19 protein-coding genes and 1 pseudogene are annotated in these 18,192 nt (G+C 72.3%); 11 read left to right on the top strand and 9 right to left on the bottom strand.

Annotated features, from left to right (window positions below):
- Positions 1 to 17 precede the first annotated feature (17 nt).
- Complete coding sequence (locus EXE41_RS09420; RefSeq protein WP_086215411.1) at positions 18 to 434, bottom strand: thiol-disulfide oxidoreductase DCC family protein; 417 nt, start codon at positions 432 to 434, stop codon at positions 18 to 20.
- Positions 435 to 648: 214 nt separating this feature from the next.
- Between EXE41_RS09420 and EXE41_RS09415 the strand changes: the two genes are divergently transcribed.
- The gene (locus EXE41_RS09415; RefSeq protein ID WP_137690826.1) at positions 649 to 2,316 is read left to right on the top strand and encodes an HTTM domain-containing protein; all 1,668 of its coding nucleotides are present in this window, start codon (positions 649 to 651) and stop codon (positions 2,314 to 2,316) included.
- A gap of 55 nt (positions 2,317 to 2,371) precedes the next feature.
- Positions 2,372 to 3,538, top strand: a complete 1,167-nt coding sequence (gene endA / locus EXE41_RS09410) for a tRNA-intron lyase (RefSeq protein WP_137690825.1) — start codon at positions 2,372 to 2,374, stop codon at positions 3,536 to 3,538.
- Between the two features lie 96 nt (positions 3,539 to 3,634).
- Here endA and EXE41_RS09405 read toward each other — a convergent pair whose 3' ends face one another.
- Entirely contained in the window at positions 3,635 to 3,826 is a 192-nt protein-coding gene (locus EXE41_RS09405) for a helix-turn-helix domain-containing protein (protein WP_241987210.1), read from the bottom strand.
- Here EXE41_RS09405 and EXE41_RS09400 point away from each other — a divergent pair.
- Positions 3,815 to 4,347: pseudogene (locus EXE41_RS09400) on the top strand (P-loop NTPase); the annotation flags it as partial. The gene EXE41_RS09405 and the pseudogene EXE41_RS09400 overlap by 12 nt on opposite strands.
- A 17-nt stretch (positions 4,348 to 4,364) precedes the next feature.
- On the opposite strand, the gene EXE41_RS09395 reads toward EXE41_RS09400, so the two are convergent.
- A complete protein-coding gene (locus tag EXE41_RS09395) occupies positions 4,365 to 4,856 on the bottom strand; it encodes a hypothetical protein (RefSeq protein WP_137690824.1) in 492 nt (163 codons plus the stop codon).
- A gap of 130 nt (positions 4,857 to 4,986) precedes the next feature.
- On the opposite strand from EXE41_RS09395, the gene EXE41_RS09390 reads away from it, so the two are divergent.
- Positions 4,987 to 5,589 (top strand): LURP-one-related/scramblase family protein, encoded by a 603-nt coding sequence (locus EXE41_RS09390; protein WP_137690823.1) that lies wholly within the window; start codon positions 4,987 to 4,989, stop codon positions 5,587 to 5,589.
- A gap of 27 nt (positions 5,590 to 5,616) precedes the next feature.
- On the opposite strand, the gene serS is transcribed toward EXE41_RS09390, so the two are convergent.
- The 3 genes from serS to EXE41_RS09375 form a co-directional block, all read right to left on the bottom strand.
- Positions 5,617 to 6,987, bottom strand: coding sequence for a serine--tRNA ligase (gene serS / locus EXE41_RS09385; RefSeq protein ID WP_137690822.1), 1,371 nt, complete (start codon positions 6,985 to 6,987; stop codon positions 5,617 to 5,619).
- Positions 6,988 to 7,078: 91 nt separating this feature from the next.
- Positions 7,079 to 7,318: a hypothetical protein gene (locus EXE41_RS09380; RefSeq protein ID WP_086215416.1), complete on the bottom strand. Its 240-nt coding sequence runs from the start codon at positions 7,316 to 7,318 to the stop codon at positions 7,079 to 7,081.
- Positions 7,319 to 7,405: 87 nt separating this feature from the next.
- Positions 7,406 to 7,927, bottom strand: a complete 522-nt coding sequence (locus EXE41_RS09375; protein WP_137690821.1) for a hypothetical protein — start codon at positions 7,925 to 7,927, stop codon at positions 7,406 to 7,408.
- A 127-nt stretch (positions 7,928 to 8,054) separates the two neighbouring features.
- Between EXE41_RS09375 and EXE41_RS09370 the strand changes: the two genes are divergently transcribed.
- From EXE41_RS09370 to yciH, 5 genes are all read left to right on the top strand, one after another.
- Positions 8,055 to 9,422, top strand: coding sequence for a dihydroorotase (locus tag EXE41_RS09370; RefSeq protein ID WP_137690820.1), 1,368 nt, complete (start codon positions 8,055 to 8,057; stop codon positions 9,420 to 9,422).
- 215 nt (positions 9,423 to 9,637) lie between these two features.
- Positions 9,638 to 10,678 (top strand): MoxR family ATPase, encoded by a 1,041-nt coding sequence (locus EXE41_RS09365; protein ID WP_086215419.1) that lies wholly within the window; start codon positions 9,638 to 9,640, stop codon positions 10,676 to 10,678.
- A 27-nt stretch (positions 10,679 to 10,705) separates the two neighbouring features.
- The gene (locus EXE41_RS09360) at positions 10,706 to 11,848 is read left to right on the top strand and encodes a DUF58 domain-containing protein (RefSeq protein WP_094519839.1); all 1,143 of its coding nucleotides are present in this window, start codon (positions 10,706 to 10,708) and stop codon (positions 11,846 to 11,848) included.
- Positions 11,845 to 14,121 (top strand): transglutaminase domain-containing protein, encoded by a 2,277-nt coding sequence (locus EXE41_RS09355; RefSeq protein ID WP_089308142.1) that lies wholly within the window; start codon positions 11,845 to 11,847, stop codon positions 14,119 to 14,121. Before EXE41_RS09360 ends, EXE41_RS09355 begins: the two co-directional genes overlap by 4 nt.
- A 54-nt stretch (positions 14,122 to 14,175) precedes the next feature.
- Positions 14,176 to 14,469, top strand: a complete 294-nt coding sequence (gene yciH, locus EXE41_RS09350) for a stress response translation initiation inhibitor YciH (RefSeq protein ID WP_004596695.1) — start codon at positions 14,176 to 14,178, stop codon at positions 14,467 to 14,469.
- Positions 14,470 to 14,588: 119 nt separating this feature from the next.
- On the opposite strand, the gene EXE41_RS09345 is transcribed toward yciH, so the two are convergent.
- Entirely contained in the window at positions 14,589 to 15,422 is an 834-nt protein-coding gene (locus tag EXE41_RS09345; RefSeq protein WP_086215422.1) for a geranylgeranylglycerol-phosphate geranylgeranyltransferase, read from the bottom strand.
- 138 nt (positions 15,423 to 15,560) lie between these two features.
- Between EXE41_RS09345 and EXE41_RS09340 the strand changes: the two genes are divergently transcribed.
- The gene (locus tag EXE41_RS09340; protein ID WP_137690819.1) at positions 15,561 to 16,166 is read left to right on the top strand and encodes a helix-turn-helix domain-containing protein; all 606 of its coding nucleotides are present in this window, start codon (positions 15,561 to 15,563) and stop codon (positions 16,164 to 16,166) included.
- Between the two features lie 70 nt (positions 16,167 to 16,236).
- Positions 16,237 to 16,395: a hypothetical protein gene (locus EXE41_RS19060; RefSeq protein ID WP_155120037.1), complete on the top strand. Its 159-nt coding sequence runs from the start codon at positions 16,237 to 16,239 to the stop codon at positions 16,393 to 16,395.
- Between the two features lie 21 nt (positions 16,396 to 16,416).
- On the opposite strand, the gene EXE41_RS09335 is transcribed toward EXE41_RS19060, so the two are convergent.
- Positions 16,417 to 17,652: a TIGR04347 family pseudo-SAM/SPASM protein gene (locus EXE41_RS09335; RefSeq protein ID WP_137690818.1), complete on the bottom strand. Its 1,236-nt coding sequence runs from the start codon at positions 17,650 to 17,652 to the stop codon at positions 16,417 to 16,419.
- Positions 17,649 to 18,044 carry an Htur_1727 family rSAM-partnered candidate RiPP gene (locus tag EXE41_RS09330; RefSeq protein WP_086215424.1) on the bottom strand — a complete coding sequence of 132 codons (396 nt, stop codon included), beginning with the start codon at positions 18,042 to 18,044 and terminating at the stop codon, positions 17,649 to 17,651. Before EXE41_RS09330 ends, EXE41_RS09335 begins: the two co-directional genes overlap by 4 nt.
- Between the last annotated feature and the right edge of the window lie 148 nt (positions 18,045 to 18,192).

The raw sequence follows: 18,192 nt of genomic DNA, 5'->3' as shown, positions 1-18,192 counted from the left end.
CGGGGGTAACGCCTCGCTCACTCGATGAACCGCGACTCCACGTCGCCGGTGGGCATCATACACCGGTCCTTCTTCCCGAACCACCGGTATCGGTTGTCGGCGACGAAGTCGTAGACTCGGTCGCGGACCGACTTCGGGACGTAGCGGAACGGCGAGAGCAGCCGGTAGCGGCCGCCGAGCCCCGACGCGATCTCGATGATCGCCGACGACTTCACGTAGCTCTCGCCGTCCTCGATCAGGACGACCGAGTCGAGGTCGTCGCTCGCAAGGTCGTGTTCGGCCAGCAGCGCCTGTCCCACGTCGGACTGGAGCGAGGCGAAGCGGTACTTCCCCTCCGCGTCGCGGGGGACGACGAACTGTACGAACCCGCTACAGAGGTTACAGACGCCGTCGAAGAGGATGACGGCCTCATCGTCGGGGATATCCCCGTCCATCACTCGCGAACCTACGTCGCCGCCGCAGTTCAGGATTGCGGTGGACCCGGAGCCGGGGTTGCGGTGGCGGCGGAGCGGAAGATTGCGGCGAGCGCAGAAGGGGGATACCGGTTGCCGGGTACCCCGGCGGGCGCCGAGGCGGACGCGGTCCGTCCCGCGCACGGAAAACTTATACAGGTCCCTCGGCCTCTCCAACAAGTTGGAGTCCGACATCATGGCTCGAAGTTCCTCCGTCGCGACCGCCCGATCGCGGTTCCGGACCGTCGTGCGACGGCTTTCGGCGGCGCTCGCCGCGCGGTGTTCGGTGGACCTGCGCGCGCTCGCCGCCTTCCGGATCGGCCTCGGTACGCTGGTGATCGCCGACCTGATCCGGCGGTCGCGCTCGCTGTCCGCCTTCTACACGGACGACGGCGTGCTCCCGCGGAGCGCGCTGTTCGCCGACTACGGGGAGGTGTACTCCGTCCACGCGCTCGTCGGTGAGCCGTGGGCCGTGGCCCTGCTGTTCGCGCTCGCGGGCGCGTTCGCCCTCGCGCTGCTCGCCGGCTATCGGACGCGGCTCGCGGCGCTCGCCTCGTGGCTGCTGCTGCTCTCGCTCCACGCCCGGAACCCGATGGTGTTGAACTCGGGCGACAGCCTGCTCCGCATGCTGCTCTTCTGGAGCGTCTTCCTCCCGCTCGGCGCCCGCTGGTCGGTCGACGCCCTCAGGCGGGCAGGCGCGGGGACCGACGCGGACGCCGCCGCTGGCGCGGGCGGCTCCGAGAGAGATCCCGGGGCGGACGACGGCGATGAGTCCGCGACAGCCGGGCCGTCCGGGTCCGCCGTGGCGACCGTCGCCACGATGGCGGTCCTGATACAGGTGCTGTTGATGTACGTGACGAACGGCATCCACAAGCGCGGGAGCGACCTCTGGATGGACGGCGAGGCGGTCGCGTACATCATGCAGGCGGACCACTTCACCTACCTGCTGGGGAACCACCTCGCCGAGTTCACCGGCCTGCTCCGCGGTCTCACGGTCCTGTGGATCGCGCTCCTGTTCGCCTCCCCGCTGCTGATCCTGCTCACGGGAATCCCGCGCGCCGCGATCGCCTCGCTGTTCGTCGGGATGCACCTCGGCATGGCGGTCACGATGCCGATCGGCCTCTTCCCCATCGTCGTCGTCGTCGGCTTCGTGCCGTTCTTCCAGACCCCGGTCTGGGACGCCGCGGAGCGCGCCGTGGATCGGTTCGGCCCGCCGGCGCCCCTCGAACGGTGGCGCGCGCGCCTCGAGTCCGTCGGAGAGTCGCTCGCCTCGCTCGACGCGTCGATACCCCGACCGACGCCGAGCGGCGCCGTCGCCGGCCTCCGCGCGCGAGTCGGACGCGGACGACCGCTCCTCTCGACGGTCGTGCCGTACGTCTTCCTCGTGCTGATCGTCCTCTCGAGCGCCCAGGCGGTCGGCTACGCCGAGACGCCAGACCCGGCCGAAAACGCCCTCGAAACCGTCGAGATGGACCAACACTGGCGGATGTTCGCACCGGATCCCACCCGCACGACCCGGTGGTTCGTGACGGTCGGCACCCTCGCCGACGGGACCGAGCGAGACGTGTTGCGCGACTCGCCCGTGGAGTTCGACCGGCCGACGCGCGCGGAGGCCACCTACCGGAGCGCGCGCTGGCGGAAGTACCTCGGCAACGTCGCGTCGACGGACAACGAGAACCACCGGTCGTACCTCGCGAACTACCTCTGTGAGGACTGGAACCGGACCCGCGAGACGGCCGTGGAAAACGTCACGATCCACCAGCAGTACGAGCGGACCGACCCCTACAACGGGAGCGTGGTGGCCGCGAACGGGTTCGAGCTGATCGAGTACGACTGCTCGGGCGAGTTCATCCAAGACGAGTGACCGGCCCCGACCGCCGACCGCAACCCCCTTCCCTCGCCCGGCCGCCGTGACGGGTATGCAACCGACGGGACACCTGCGGGGCGACGCGGTCCGCGTGGGCGGGGACGCCCGCCAGCGCTTCTACGACGCCCGGGGGTACGGGCGGCCGCTCGACGGCAACGAGATCGCGCTCTCGCGGGTCGAGGCCGCCCACCTCCTGTTCCGCGGCGACCTCTCCGGGATCGAACTCGGGGGCGACGCGGCGGGCGTGTCGGGCGGCGACCCCGTCGGCTTCGAGCGCTTCTTCGTCGCGAGCGCGGCCGCCGCCGACCGCTTCGCGGTGCGGTTCCTCGTCTACTCTGACCTCCGCGACCGCGGCTTCTACCTCTCGCCCGCCCGCGAGCCGTGGCCCGGGGGGAGCGACGCGCCGGGAGACGCGGTCGACTTCGTCGCCTACGAGCGCGGCGAGACGCCCGACACGGGCAAGATCAAGTACCCCATTCGGGTCGTCGGCGAGCGGGAGTCCGTCGCGGCCACGGGGCTCGCGGGCCGCACCCTCGCGGTCGTCGACGAGGAGTCCGACATCACCTACTTCGCGGCCGAGGGCGGCGCGGTCGACGGCGCGACCGACTACGAGCCCCCCGCCGACCTGAGCGGCGTCCTCCTCGCCGACCGCGTCGTCGTCTGGGACGCCCCCGAGGGGCTGTACGAGCGCGGCTTCTACGGCCGCCCGCTCACCGGACGGGCCGCAGACGTCGAGGGCGCGCTCCAGCTCTCCCTCGTCGAGGCCGCGTCGCTGGTCGCGGACGGCCGGCTGGCGCTGTCCACGTCGGTCGGAGACGAGGGGGGTGTTGCCGGCGACGACGCCGCCCGGATCGTTGCCCGCGGCCGCGAGGTGGAGGGGGACCGCTTCGACCGCCGGCTCGCGGTGTACGAGCGCCTCCGCGGTGCCGACGCGGTGCCGAAGACCGGCTTCAAGTTCGGCGCCGACTTCCGGACGTACCTCGACGTGGAGACGGTCGAGGACCTGCCCCACTCCGAACACCTGGTGCGCGTCGTCGAGGCCGACCACCGGTTCTCGCCGCGCGAGCTCTCGCTCGACGTGCGGCTCGCCGGCGGCGTCCGCAAGGAGATGGTGTTCGCGGTGACGTCGGTCGGCGGCGGCGGACGCGGCGTGCGCGCGGCGGACTGGGTCCGCGCCGCCGACGTGGAGTGGGTCTCGGTCGACCGACTGACGCCGTAGCCGACCGGCACCGGAGTTGAGGGATACCGCAGCCGACCGTCTCGCGGCCGACCGATCACCGCCCCGTGGCCGACCGGTCACCGCTCCGGGGGCCGTTCACGACACCGTCACGGTGTCGTCGAACAGCGCGGTGAACAGCTTGTTTTCGGCCGCGCGAAGGTGCTGCGTGAACGTCGTCTGCGAGATATCCATCATCGACGCCATCTCCTCTCCGGTGTGCTCGCTGGGCCACTCGAAGAACCCGGCGAAGTGCGCGGTGCGCGCCGCTTCGCGCTGCCGGTCGGTCAGCTCGGACCGGTCGCGCAGAACACGCTCACCGACCTCTTCGAGGACGTGTCGTGGGGGCAGCTCGACTACCTCGTGGTGGACCTGCCGCCGGGGACGGGCGACGTCCAGTTGACGGTGCTTCAGAACCTCCCCGTGACGGGGACGGTCGTCGTCACGACGCCGCAGTCCGTCGCCGTGGGCGACACCCGTCGAGGCGTTCAGATGTTCGGGGAGTACCGGACGAACGTGTTGGGCGTCGTCGAGAACATGAGCGGGTTCGTCTGGCCGAGCTGCGGGGACAGACACGAGATATTCGGCGAGGACGGGGGCGGACGCTCGCCGAATCGGTCGACGTCCCGTACCTCGGATCGCTGCCGCTGGACCCGGCCGTCCGCGCGGGAGGCGACGACGGTGAGCCGATCGTCTCCGACGGCGACGGCGAGGCCGCGGCGGCGTTCCGGGACCTGGCGGCCGCGGTCGCGAACAAGGTCGGCGTCCTCCGGCGTCACCACCGACAGCGGGAGAGCGAGGAGGCGGTCTGAGCGGCGCGCGCCGCCGTTCACGCCTCGATCTCGAAGGGGATCACGTAGGTCCTGTTGTTCGACCCGAGCGAGAAGACGTACTCGCCCGGCCGGTCGAGCACCGCGTCGCGCCGGTCGGACGCGTCCGTCGCGGTCGGGTCGTAGCGGAGCGCCCACGTCCGCGTCTCGTCGGGGGGCAGTTCGATCACGGTCAGGTTGTACGTTCCCGCCGGCGCGTTCGCCGCCGCCCGCCACTCGGGCGCCCCCGAGTCGGTGGCGTTCCGGAAGACGACCCACCGGTCCGGATTGATCGGGACCGGCTCGTCGCCCACGTTCGTGGCGACGACGCGGACGGTCTCCGCGTCCCGATCGAGGGACAGCGAGAGCCCGCCCGTCCGCTGGTCGGGACACACCGGATCGTCGACCCGTTCGCCGTCCGGTCCTATCGCGGGGCAGCCCGGAGCGCCGCCCGACAGGCAGCCGGCGAGGACGACGAGGCACGCGACCGCGACGAGGGCGAGTCGAGACATTACCGTCACGACGGTGCGCCGTTTCAAAAGGGGTCTCGGAGGCTACGACGATCGCTTGAGCTACCGGCCGGCCGCGGGCGCCGCGGAGAGAGCAGGAAGCTTTTTCCGGCGGTGACGCGCGTCGACACCCATGGTCGACCCCTCCACGTTCCCCGCCGAGTCGAGCGCGTACGACATCTCAACGGTGGACCTCAGCGACGACCGATACGAGGTCACGCAGTCGCTGGTCCGCAACAAGTACGCCGTCACCGACAGCGCCGGCGATGTCGTCCTGCGCGGGAAACAGAAGATGTTCAAGCTGAAAGAGGAGTTCCCGTTCGTCACGGCCGACGGCGAGGACGCCTTCTCGGTGAAGGCCGGCGGCATCATGGACGTCGCGGGCAACTACGCGATCACCGACGCGGGCACCGGCGAGGAGGTCGTCGTCTTGGACGAGGACCTCTCGCTTCTCGTCGAGAACTGGACGATTCGCGACCCCGACACTGGCGAGGCGCTGGCGACGATCCGGTCGAAAAACAAGGTGCTGTCCGCGCTCCGGCACCTCGTCGGCCCCGCGAACCTGATCCCGAACAAGTACGAGATATTCGACGCCGACGGCGGCCACGTCGGCGACATCGCGGGGCAGTTCTCGATGCGCGACACCTACACGGTCACCATCGACGACGCGAGCGGCGTGCCGAAGGAGGCGGTGATCGCCGCCGCGTGTATCCTCGACGCCCTAGAGAACAAGTAGCGGCCGCGACCGAGGGGGCGGCGCCGGCTACTCCCCGCCTAGCTTCGACTCGCCGACCGCGTCGTGACCGTCGATGACCTCGGTGCCGCCCATGTACGGGCGGAGCGCCTCCGGGACGGTGACGGTGCCGTCGTCGTTCTGGTAGTACTCTAGGATCGCGACGACAATCCGCGGGACCGCGAGCCCCGAGCCGTTCAGGGTGTGGAGGTACTCCGCGGACTCGTGATGCTCCTCTCGGTACTGGATCCCGGCGCGGCGCGCCTGGAAATCCTCGAAGTTGGAGACCGAGGAGACCTCCAGCCAGCGGCCCCCCTGCTCCGGGCCCTCGTCCATGTCGTCCGCGGGTGCCCACACCTCGACGTCGTACTTTTTCGCCTGCGTGAACCCGAGGTCACCGGTACACATCTCCAAGATACGGTACGGCAGTTCGAGGCGGCGGAGCACCTCCTCGGCCTCGTCGACGAGCCCCTCGAAGCGCTCGTCGCTCTCCTCGGGCCGGACGAAGTTCACCATCTCCACCTTGTTGAACTGGTGGACGCGGACGATACCGCGCGTCTCGGTGCCGTGTTCGCCCGCCTCCTGTCGGAAGTTGGGCGTGTACGCCTGGTACTTCAGCGGGAGGTCCTCGCCGAGGAGGATCTCGTCGCGGTGGAGGTTCGTGACCGGCACCTCCGCGGTCGGGAGCAGCCAGAGGTCGTCGTCGTCGTAGTCGTCCTCGTTCGACCCTTCGACGCGGTAGGCGTCCTCGGTGAACTTCGGGAGTTGCCCGGTGCCGCGCATCGACTCGGAGTTGACGGGGATCGGCGGGAACACGTCCTCGTACCCCTGCTCGCGGTGGACGTCGAGCATGAACTGGATCAGGGCGTGTTCGAGGCGCGCGCCGTCGCCCTTCGCGACGTAGAACCCGCCGCCGGCGACCTTCGCGCCGCGCTCGAAGTCGAGGATCTCGAGGTCCTCACCGAGGTCGTAGTGCGGCTCCACGTCGGCGGGGACCTCGCGGCGGTCGTCGAACCCCTCGCGGCGCACCTCGACGTTCTCCGACTCGTCCGCGCCGACCGGCACGGAGTCTTGGGGGATCTGGGGCAGTTCGAGCAGCGACGCCTCCAGTTCGCGCTCCAGTTCGCCGGCGCGCGCCTCGACCTCCTGGAGCTCCGACTTGAGCTCCTGCGAGCGCTCGATCGCCTCCTGGGCCGCCTCCTCCTCGCCGGCGGCTTTCAGCTCGCCGATCGTCGAGGAGACCTCGTTGCGCTCGTGGCGCAGGTCGTCGCCGCGCTGTTTCAGCTTCCGCCACTCCTCGTCGACGTCGAGTATCCGGTCGAGGTCGACGTCGACGCCCTTGTTGTCGAGCGCCTCGCGGACGACCTCGGGGTTCTCCCGGACGAACTGTCGAGACAGCATTTGTCGGGAGTTCCGCGGGGCGACCCAAAACCGTATCGGAGCGTCGTCACCGCGTGACAAGGATTCGGGCCGGGGCGCGGAACCGCGGGCCTCAGGGGATGAACGAGAACGTACCGAACGCCATCAGGAGGGCGAGCGCGGCGACGACGACGCCCATCACGCGCATCAGCAGGATCCGCGTGTCGCTCGGTTCGATCCGCCCCGTCGATCCGTCTGGCGAGCGGGTCTGCCAGCTCGTCATCTTTCGCGGGAACGCCGCCATCGCCAGCGCGCCGGCGCTAACGAGGAGGGGGACGGCAACGAAGAACAGCCGGAATGGTGCGGGGAGCATGCGCGGGGGAGTCTCGACGCGAGGCAACAAAGTGTTATGGAATTGGGAGGTCCCGCGGAGTCGGGTCGCCCGGTTCGCGCGTCGCCGTCAGTACCCGCCCGGTAACGCCATCCCGACGGCGAGCGCGGCGAGCGGCACGGCGGCGACGACCGCGTACCAGAGGCCGGCGGCGCCGAGGAGGAGCCACGTCCCGACGCCGTATCCCGTCGGGTCCCAGTCGACCCCGAACCGCGGCAGCACGGCGACCGCGGCCGCCGGGGCGACGAGGCCGACGAGGACGCCGCCGAGAAGCGCCGTTGAGAGGAACCCCGAACTCCACGCGGGCCCCGCCTCGCCGGCGCGCGCCACCGTGAGGCCGACCCCGACGAGGTACGGGACGGAGAGCCCGACCGCGACCGCAAGGTACGAGGGGAGGACCCGCCCCGCCGGGGGAAGCGCCTCGAACAGCGCCCGGAGGCGCGACGCCGCGAGGAACGGCGCGCACAGTCCCGCGGCGACGAGCCCGGGGAAGCCCAGCAGCGCGAGCGTCCACAGCCAGCCGACGACCGAATCGACGACCGCGAGAGCGAGGGAGAGCGGAACCGACGGAGCGGGGACGGGCGAGACCATGCGCGAGACGAGCCGCCGCGGGCGGCAAACCTCTTGTGGTGACCTGCGAGGCGTCGCCGTCGCGGTCGGCCGGCGCCCGCCCGGAACCACCAGCGTTTATCCCGCTCGCCGCGACCGGCCGACAACGATGCTCATCACGGGCGCGACGCTGGCCGACGGCCGGGTGCGAGACGTGCGTATCGGCGACGACGGACGGATCGACGCGGTCGCCGAGGGGCTCGGCGCCGACGGCGGCGAGCGCGTCCTCGAAGCCCGCGGGAGGCACCTCCTGCCGGGCGCTGTCGATGTCCACGTCCACTTCCGGGAGCCCGGCGGGGGGCACAAGGAGACGTGGACCTCCGGGTCCGAGAGCGCGGCCGCCGGCGGGGTCACGACCGTCGTCGACCAGCCGAACACCTCGCCCCCGACGGTCGACGGCGCGGCGTTCGACGAGAAGGCCGCGCTCGCGGCCGACTCGCTCGTCGACTACGGGATCAACGGCGGCGTGACCCCCGACTGGGACCCCGAGGAGCTGTTCGATCGGCGCCTCTTCGCGCTCGGCGAGGTGTTCCTCGCGGACTCGACCGGCGACATGGGGATCGACGCCGACCTGTTCGCCGACGCGCTCGACGAGGCGAGCGCCCGCGACGTGCCGGTCACGGTCCACGCCGAGGACGCGACGCTGTTCGACGACGGCGCGCTCAACGGCGACCTCGGCGGGGTCGGCACGGCCGCGACCGCCAACGCGTGGTCCGCCTATCGGACGGCCGACGCCGAGGTCGCCGCGGTCGAGCGCGCGCTCGCGACGGCCGCGGAGCGCGACGCCCAGCTCCACGTCGCGCACACCTCGACGCCGGAGGCGGTCGACGCGGTGACGGAGGCCCGCGAGGGCGGGTCGGGGGCCGACGAGGACGGGGGCGACGCCGACACCGCACTGGTCACCTGCGAGGTGACGCCGCACCACCTCTACCTCTCCCGCGAGCGGGCGCGGTCGCTCGGCACGTTCGGGCGGATGAACCCGCCCCTCCGGTCGGAGGAGCGCCGCGAGGCACTGTTCGCCCGGCTCGCCGCGGGCGACGTCGACGTGGTCGCGACCGACCACGCGCCTCACACGGTCGAGGAGAAGCGGCGGGGACTCGTCGACGCGCCGAGCGGCGTGCCGGGCGTGGAGACGCTGTACCCCCTGCTCCTGGAGTCGGCGCGGACGGGCGAACTGTCGCTCGAACGCGTCCGGAACGTGGTCGCCGCGAACCCGGCCGAGATATTCGGCCTCGACCGGAAGGGGCGGGTCGCGGCGGGGCGCGACGCCGACCTCGTCCTCGTCGACATCGCCGACCCCCGCGAGATCGAGGCCGCCGCGCTCCACAGCGCCCCCGCGTGGACCCCATTCGAGGGGCTCCGCGGGGTCTTTCCCGAGATGACGCTCGTCCGCGGCGAGGTCGTCTACGAACGCGACCCGGCGACGGGGGCGGCGTCGTTCGGCGAGCCCGTCGGGCGGAACGTCAGGGAGTCGTAATCGCGGGGGACCGAAGGGAATCGCGGAGCGCTGTGCGGAAACCGCGCGTCCGGGCGATCGACGGCCGAGACGCCGAAATCGGCCGCGACGGCGGATCGGGGGCGGCGGAACGCATATGCCGTTGCTCGCCTTAGCCGGTGTATATCGATGACCACGGGGAGCATTCGCACGGTCGCCTCGGGGCGGGAGCCCGACCCGGACGAGGTCGGCCGGACATGACCGACCCCGGAGAGTCCGGGCCGGTCGGGACGGGTCCCGCGGGGTCGGCCGACGCGGAATCGAGCGACGCCGAGGCCGCGGGAGCGACGACCGGGGCCGGCGCGGGGAGCGGACCGGAGACCCCCGCGGACGTCGCCACGCTCGCGGACCGCATCGTCGAGGAGGTCGAGGACGTGATCGTCGGCAAGCGAGGCGCGGTCGAGCACGTCCTCGTCACCGTGCTGGCGCGCGGCCACCTGCTCGTGGAGGACGTGCCGGGCGTCGGGAAGACGACGCTCGCGAAGTCGGTCGCGCGCTCGATCGACGGCTCGTTCAAGCGCGTCCAGTTCACCCCCGACCTCCTTCCCTCCGACGTCACCGGCGTCAACGTGTTCAACCGCCGCACCGACGAGTTCGACTTCCAGCCCGGTCCGGTGTTCGCGAACGTCGTGCTGGGCGACGAGATCAACCGCGCCCCGCCGAAGACGCAGTCGGCGCTCTTGGAGGCGATGGAGGAGAACCAGGTGACGACCGACGGGACCACCCGCGAGCTGCCGGACCCGTTCTGCGTGATCGCGACCCAGAACGACGTGGAGCCGGGACAGACGTACGAGCTTCCGGTCGCGGAGGTCGACCGGTTCACGAAGAAGATCCGGCTCGGCTACCCGGACACCGAGGAGGAGGCCGCGATCCTCGGGCGGCTCACCGGCGACCACCCGGTCGACTCGGTCGAGCCGGTCGCGACGATCGCGGACGTGCGGGCGGCCCGCCGGGTCGTCGGCGAGGTCGAGGCCTCGGAGGCGGTCCGGGAGTACGTGGCCCGGCTCGCGGTGTTCACCCGGCGGAACGCGAAGCTCGGGGCGAGCCCGCGCGGGAGCCTCGCGCTGATCCGCGCGTCGCAGGCCCGCGCCGCGCTCGACGGCCGCGGGTACGTGATCCCGGACGACGTTCAGACCGAGGCGCCGACGGTGCTCTCGCATCGGGTCCGGACCGAGTCGGGCGGGACCGACGGCGCGGACGTCGTCAGCGACGCGCTCGACCGGATTCGCGTGGAGTGACCCGCCCATGACGCCCCCCTCGCGCCGATGACGCCAGCGCTCACCCGACGAGGGCGCGTCGCCGGCGTCGTCGGCCTCGTCGCAGCCGCCAGCGCGTTCGCAGCAGGCGGCCGCGCCTTAGACGCGATCGTGATCCCGGTCGCCATCGCGCTCGCGGCCGGCTACGTCCAAGTGTTGCGGGTCGACGTGCCCGCGGTCCGCCACGTGGCGCCCGCCGACGGATTCGTCGGGGAGACGCGGGAGGTCCGCCTGGAGTTCGGACCCGACGCGGTCGGGGGCGGCGACGCCTCCCCGTCGTTCCTCGCCGACGTGTCTGTCCGGGTAGACGAGGGGCTTGACGGGCCGACGGCGCCGATCCGAGCGTCCGTCGGCACTGAGCCGGTGTCGTACCGCGTGACGTACCGCGAGCGCGGCGAGCGGACCCTCGGACCGATCGACCTCACCGTGACCGACGTGTTCGGCCTCTTCGAGCGCGAACTGGTCGTCGACGAGACCGACGCCGTGACGGTGTACCCGCCCCGCGACCCGATGCCGACGCGGTTCCGGCGGGCGCTGTACGCGGCCGACGCGGTCGACGTGAGCCGGCAACGGGAGGAGTTCGACCGGCTCCGCGAGTACACCCGTGGCGACGCGGTCCGCGACGTCCACTGGGCGACGACCGCCAAGCGAGACGAGATCGTCGTCAAGGAGTTCGCGGCCGAGACCGCGCGGAACCGGGTGACGATCGCGGGCGGGACAGACGTCGGCAGCGGGAAGGAACGACCGGTGTTTGCCGGTATCGACCACGGCGACACCGACCGGGCCGCGAGCGCGGTCGCGGCCGACGAGCTCGCCCGGGCGACGGTGAGTCTCGCGCTGGCGCTGCTCGACGACGGGGTCCCGGTCGACGTGCGGCTCCCCGGCGGTCGCGTCTCGGCGGCACCGGGCGGCCGCGGTCGACGAGAGGTGCTGGAGCTGGCGGCGGTGACCGGCCCGGGAGCTGTGGCCGACGACGAGGCCGACGTGACGATCGTCGCCGGGGCGGACGGCGCCCGGTTCCGCACGGGCGACCGGGCGGTCTCCTTCGCGGACCTGCGCCGCGAGGCCGAGGAGGAGGGCACGCCGACCGGAGCCCACGGCCCGCGCCGAGCCGAGAGCGCGGCGGACCCCGGGGAGGTGGCGTCGCCGTGAGCCGCGGTTCGTCGCTCCGGGAACCCCGTTCACCGGGCGAGCCGACCGACGGCGACGGGCGGCTCGCCGACCCGGCGGTCGTCGGCGTCGCGGTCGTCACCGCGGCGTACCTCGCCGTGTTCTTCCAAATAACGAACGTCGTCGGCGGGACGGGACGGACCGCCGGCGTCGTCGCGCTTGCCGGCCTCGGCGGCGTCGCGCTGGCGCGGGCCGTCGGCGAGCGGACCGCGCTGTGGCTGGCCGGCCTCCTCCTCGCCGCGGGGCTCGCCGCCTACGTCCTCGCGATCCCCGAGAGCCGGCGAGCGCTGTTCACGGCGCGGAGCGTCGCCTTGGACCTCCTCGCGCTGTCGACCGGGCTCTCCGTGTTGCGGCTGGCGCTCGCGGACGTCTGGGTGCTCGCGGTGGCGCCGGTGCCGACGTTCCTCGTCGGCTACTTCGCCGGGCGCGGGCGACACGTCGCGGCCGCGTCGGTCGCGGGAGGGACGCTCGGCTTCCTCGTGTTGACCGGCGACGCCGAGACGGGAGCCGCGGTCGCCGGGGTCGTCGGCCTGGCGCTCGCCGTCGGCCTCGCGACGCTCTCGACGCCGAGCCGGCGCCGCGGCCACGCGGGGACGTTCGCCGTGGTGGTCGCCGCGATGGTCGTCGCGAGCGCGACCGTCACCGTGATCCCGGCGGGGGCGGCGGCCCCGCTGGGGCTCGACCGCGGGACGACGACGTTAGAGTCGAGCCTGAGCGGCGACGACGAGCTGGACGTCGTCGGATCGACGCGGCTCTCGCCGGAGGTGCGGTACACGATCGAGAGCCCGGTCGAGCGGAACTGGCACACCGGCGCGTACGACACCTACACCGGCGATGGGTGGGTGCGGAGCGGCGAGCGGTCAGCGGTCAACGGCTCGCTGTCGGGCCCGCCGGGCGCGAGCGACCTCGTCGAGACGCGGATCACCTCGGAGGCCGAGTCGACCGCGCTGCCGGCGCCGTGGAAGCCGGTCTCGGCTCTGGGCGGCGGCGCGGTCGAGGTCGACGAGCGGGGGAGCCTCCGGCTCGCGGAGCCGCTCGAACCGGGCGACGGGGCGGTCGTCCGGAGCCGCGTGCTCGACGCAGACCCCGCGGCGCTCCGGAACGCCAGCGACGACTACCCGACGGCCATCGAGGAGCGGTACACGCAGCTGCCCGAGAGCACGCCCGGGCGGGTCGGCGACCGAACAGAGGAGATCGTCGCTGCCGCGGGCGCGGAGTCGCCGTACGAGCAGGCGGCCGCGGTCGAGGCGTACCTCCGCTCGGAGTACGAGTACACGCTGACCGTCGAGGAGCCCGAGGGGGACGTGGCGGACGCGTTCCTCTTCGAGATGGACGCCGGGTACTGCGTGTACTTCGCGACGACGATGGCGGCGATGCTCCGGTCGCAGGGGATCCCGACGCGCTTCGAGACCGGCTACACCCCGGGCCAGCGGGTGGGCGACGACGAGTACGTCGTCCGGGGACAGAACGCCCACGCGTGGGTGTCGATCTACGTGCCGGACCACGGCTGGGTGGCGTTCGACCCGACCCCGTCCGGGCCGCGCGACGAGACGCGGGCGACCCGGCTCGCGGAGGCGCGCGCCGACGGGGCGGAGAACGTCGACACGGACGCGTCCGTCCCGGACCGGACGCCGGACCCCGAACCGAACCAGACCGACGCGGAGACGACCGACGACGCGCCGAGCGGGGGGACGAACGACTCGACGGTCGGGAACGCGAGCGGCGGCGGCGCGGTCGGTCCCACCGACATCGCGCGGCTCGACGGGACCCGGACCGGAACCATTCCGGCGGCGGCCACGCGGTCGGCGAGGGGATCCGAGGCGGACGGGAGCGACGGCGGCCCGCTCGGGTCGCTCCCCGACCCGGAGACCGCGCTCTACTGGCTGCTCGTCGCGGGGCTCGGCGTCGCGGGGGTCCGCCGGACGGGACTCGCGGGACGAGTTCACCGTCGGATTGGTCCGGCGCTCCCGCGGCGGCGGCGCGATCCGAGGGCGGACGCCGAGCGCGCGTTCGGGGACCTCGAACGGCTGTTGGCCGGGCGCTACCGCGAGCGGCGCCCGGGGGAGACGCCGCGGAGCTACGTCGACGCGGTCCGGACGCTCGGCGCGGACGAGCGCGTCGAGACCGTCGCCGCCGCGTACGAGCGCGCCGCGTACGCCGGGTCGGTGACGCGCGCCGAGGCCGACGAGGCCCGGCGGGCCGTGCGCCGGCTCGCGCTCGAACGGCTGCCGCTCGTCGGGCGGTTCGTCCGCTGAACGGGGGGCTTCCCGACACTATTTAATATGGGCATCCTGTAGACTCAGGCTGTAATGTCGGAAGTCTGCTCGACGTGCGGACTGCCCCAGGAACTCTGCGTCTGCGAGGACGTCGCGAAAGAGTCCCAGCAGATCAGCATCCGCATCGACGAGCGCAGGTACGGTAAGGAGGTAACGGTCATCGAAGGATTCGACCCGAAGGACGTGGACCTGAGTTCCCTCTCGTCGGATCTCAAGTCGAAGTTCGCCTGCGGGGGCACCGTCGAAGACGGCGCCATCGAACTCCAGGGGAACCACTCGGGTCGCGTGGAGGACTTCCTCCGCGACAAGGGCTTCAACGTCGCGTGACCGTCACCTGACCGTCCGCCGTCGAGCGTCGGTTCGGACCGCAGTCGGCTCTCGTTTTTACCATGAGTCGCGTCCGGGAGCGACAGCACCGTCGACTCACGCGGCCGGAACGGACCGTCTCAGGCGACTACCGCGGCGCGGCCGACGACGAACGCCACCGCCGCGAGGAAGGTTCCGTACTTAAATCTGCGCTGCGCGGCGGCCGGGTCGGCGAAGCCCTCGTAGGCGGCGTACAGCATGACCGCGTCGGCGACCGCGACGACCGCGAGGTACGCCGCGCCGAGCGTCCCGGAGAGGTACGGTAGCGGGCTGACGGTCACGGCGACGCCGAGCGCGGCCGCGCCGATCCACAGCGCGCGGCGCTCGCCGACCGCGATGGGGAGCGTCGCGAGCCCCTCCTCGCGGTCGCCCGCCACGTCCTCGACGTCTTTGATCACCTCGCGGGTGAACGTCGAGAGACCGGCGAGCGCGGCGAGGACGAGGACCGCGCGCGGGTTCCCGACCGCGGCGCCGCCGAACAGGAACGTCGAGCCGACGAGGTAGGCGACCAGAGCGTTGCCGAGCCCGGGCGTACCCTTGAAGACGCTCGTGTAGGTGACGAGCGCGACGAGGTTCACCGCGGCGATGCCGATCGCGAGGGTCGGGAGTCGGACCGCGAACGCGACCGCGACCGCGAACCAGACGGCGGCGGTCGCGAGCGCGGTTCGCGGCGACACCGCGCCGCGGGGGATCGGCCGGTCCGGGCGGTTGACCGCGTCGATCTCGCGGTCGAAGTAGTCGTTGATCGCGTTGCCCGCGGCGACCGCGAAGACGGTCGTCGCGGCCGCCAGCGCGGTCGGGAGGGGGGCGCCGCCCGCGCCCGCGACGAACGCGCCGGTGGCCGTGAGCCCCCCGGCGGCGACGCAGTTGCCGAGGCGCGCGAGCTCAACGATACCGCGGAGCGCGTCTCGCACGTCGTCCGCCTACTCCCGCCCGCGAGGAATAAACGGTGCGGGATCGGTCGCGCTGCGCCGCCGGCCCGGCTCGGGTCGTCCAACCGGTCCGCGGGAATCCGCCGAAAAGTAAAACCGGCGCTGCCCGTACCGGCTGTCATGTCCGACGCCGCCGTCAGCGGGGACCGCCGCCTGCGGGTCGACCTCGACGTCGACCTCGTCGACGACAGCGGGTGTCCGATCGTCACCGAAGCCACCGAGGCCGCCGGGGTGGCTGTCAACGCCGTCGGCGAGGAGTGCGTCGTCGACGTGACGACGCCCGACGGCGACGTGCGCCGTGGGACAGGCGAAGTGAGCGAGGACTGCCTCTGTCACGCCTTCTCCCGGCTCGGCTACGCCCCGCACTTCCGGCGCGTCGAGGACGGGACGATCCTCGTGACCGTGTACGTCGACGACCGCGACGCCGTGCGCCGACTGGTCGAGGAGCTCCGCGAGGTCGTCGACCGGGTGCGGCTCGTCCGGCTCGCGGTCGTGGAGGGCCCCGACGCGACCGAGCAGGTCACCTTCGACCTCTCCGCGCTGACGCCGAAACAGCGCCGCGGCCTCGAACTCGCGGTCGTCCGCGGCTACTTCGACGACGACCGCGACGTGCGCCTGAGCGACCTCGCGGACGAGCTCGGGATCAGCAAGTCGGCGCTCTCACAGCGGCTCCGCACTGCGCAGGCGAAGCTGGTAACCGACGTCTTCGACGGCGTCGAAGGGTGAGCGCGGTCCTCTTGAAGGGATACACACGTGAAGCGGGACGCGGAGGTGGCGTCGACGCGTCGGGCCGGGTATGACCGACGACGAGCCACCGGTTCCCGAACCGGCCCGAGACGACGCCACCGTCGAACTCGTGCGCGACGCCATCGGCGTCGCGCGCGGCGAGGTGCCCGCGGAGCGGTTCTCGACGAAGTACGGCACGGGGATCGAGTCGGACGGCGGCCCGGAGTGAGGCCCGCCGCCGGACGGCGACTCAGTCGTCCGCGGGCGCGGACCGGTCGGGGCCGTCGATCCGTGCGAGGGCCTCCTCGCCGGCGCGCTCAGACTCCGTGAGGTAGCACTTCGGGTCGGGCGCGAACGGGTCGCCGTGCGCGGAGAGCGCCCGGAGCCGCGAGCCGCCGCGACAGATCGACTGGTACGCGCAGTCGGCGCACCGCCCGGAGAGGTGTTCCTCCCGCTCGCGGAGCCCGGAGAGGAGCGGGTTCGACTCGTCGGACCAGATCGCGCCGAACGAGCGGTCACGGACGTTCCCGGGCGAGTACCCCTGCCAGAACTGCGTCAGGTGGACGTTGCCGACGGGGTCGACGTCGGCGACGCGCTCGCCGGTCGGGTCGCCCCCGTTGCGTTCGAGGTACCGGTAGATGAGCCGGGCGCGATCCTCCCCCATCTCGCGGTCGGCGTACTCGACCAGGTGGCCCGCATCGGCGTAGTTGCCGACGAGCAGGGTCTCTATCTCCTCGCCCCGGTCGTGGTACTCGCGGGTGAGGTCACAGAGGTCGGTGACCGCCTTCCGAGTGGCCTCCGGGGAGAGGTCGACGTCGGAGATGTCGGCGCCGCGGCCGCCGTAATCGAGGTGGTAGAAGCAGAAGCGGTCGACGCCCACGTCGGCGAGCAGGTCGACGACGCCCGCGAGGTCGTCGACGTTGTGCTCGGTGATCGTGTACCGCAGTCCGGTCTTGAGCCCCACGTCGAGGCAGGCCTCGATCCCGCGCACGGCGGCGTCGAACGCGCCCTCCTCGCCCCGGATGCGGTCGTTGCGCTCGGGGAGTCCGTCGACCGAGACGCCGGCGTACTTGAGGCCGGCCTCCTTCAGTTCGCGGGCGCGCTCCCGGGTGAGGAGCGTGCCGTTCGTCGAGAGCACCGGCCGGATTCCGCTGTTGTCGGCGTACGCGACCAGCTCGGTGAGGTCCTCGCGGACGAGGGGCTCGCCGCCGGAGAAGAGGAGGACCGGGACGCCGAACTCGGCGAGGTCGTCGACGAGCGCCTTCCCCTCCGCGGTGGAGAGCTCGTTCGGCGCGCCCGCCTCGTCGGCGCCGGCGTAGCAGTGCTCGCAGTAGAGGTTACACCGCTTCGTGGTGTTCCAGACGACGACCGGGCGCTGCTGTACCTCCTCGGTGATCTGCGGCTTCTTCGAGCCGTCGGCCGCGTCGTAGCGGAGCCCGTCGCTCTCGGCGTCGAGCCCGCAGAGCAGCTTGCTGACGGATATCATCGCTGGTCCCCCGCGTCGTCGGCGTCGACCGCGTCGGCCGGGGGCGCGCCGCCGCAGGAGACGGTCGGCGTCCCCTCCGTCTCCTCGTAAACGCGCGGTTCGTCGGCGTCCCCGTCGCCATCGTCGCTCTCTCCGGCCTCCGCCCCGTCGTCCGCGAGCGACCCGGCGGAAAACCGGGAAACCTCTGCGGCCGGGCACACCCACACGTCGCGGGCGTACCACGCGAAGAGCTTGCTCGCCTCCTCGTGGGCGGCGTCCGGCGTCGGGGCGGCGACGGTTCCGACGTGGCGGAGCGGGTCCGACTCCGCCTCGCGGACGAACACCTCGAAGCGGCGACCGTCGGCCGACCGCGGCCCGTTCGCGCCCTCGCTTCGGTCCGTCTTCTCGACCATACCCCACCGTACGGATGGTTCCCCGAACGGGGTTTCGCGCGTTCCCACGGCCGCGAAATTCGACCGAACGGGTTCGGGCGAGACGGTAACGCGGAGGGGTCGCCGTCCGAGTCGAGCGACGGCGGCAGACCTGCCGCTCCCGGCTCCG

The organism is Halorubrum sp. SD690R, from assembly GCF_005435035.1.
GTDB classification, from domain to species: Archaea; Halobacteriota; Halobacteria; order Halobacteriales; family Haloferacaceae; genus Halorubrum; species Halorubrum ezzemoulense.
The sequence above is the reverse complement of the archived record's forward strand: the minus strand, read 5'-3'. Positions and strand labels throughout refer to the sequence as shown.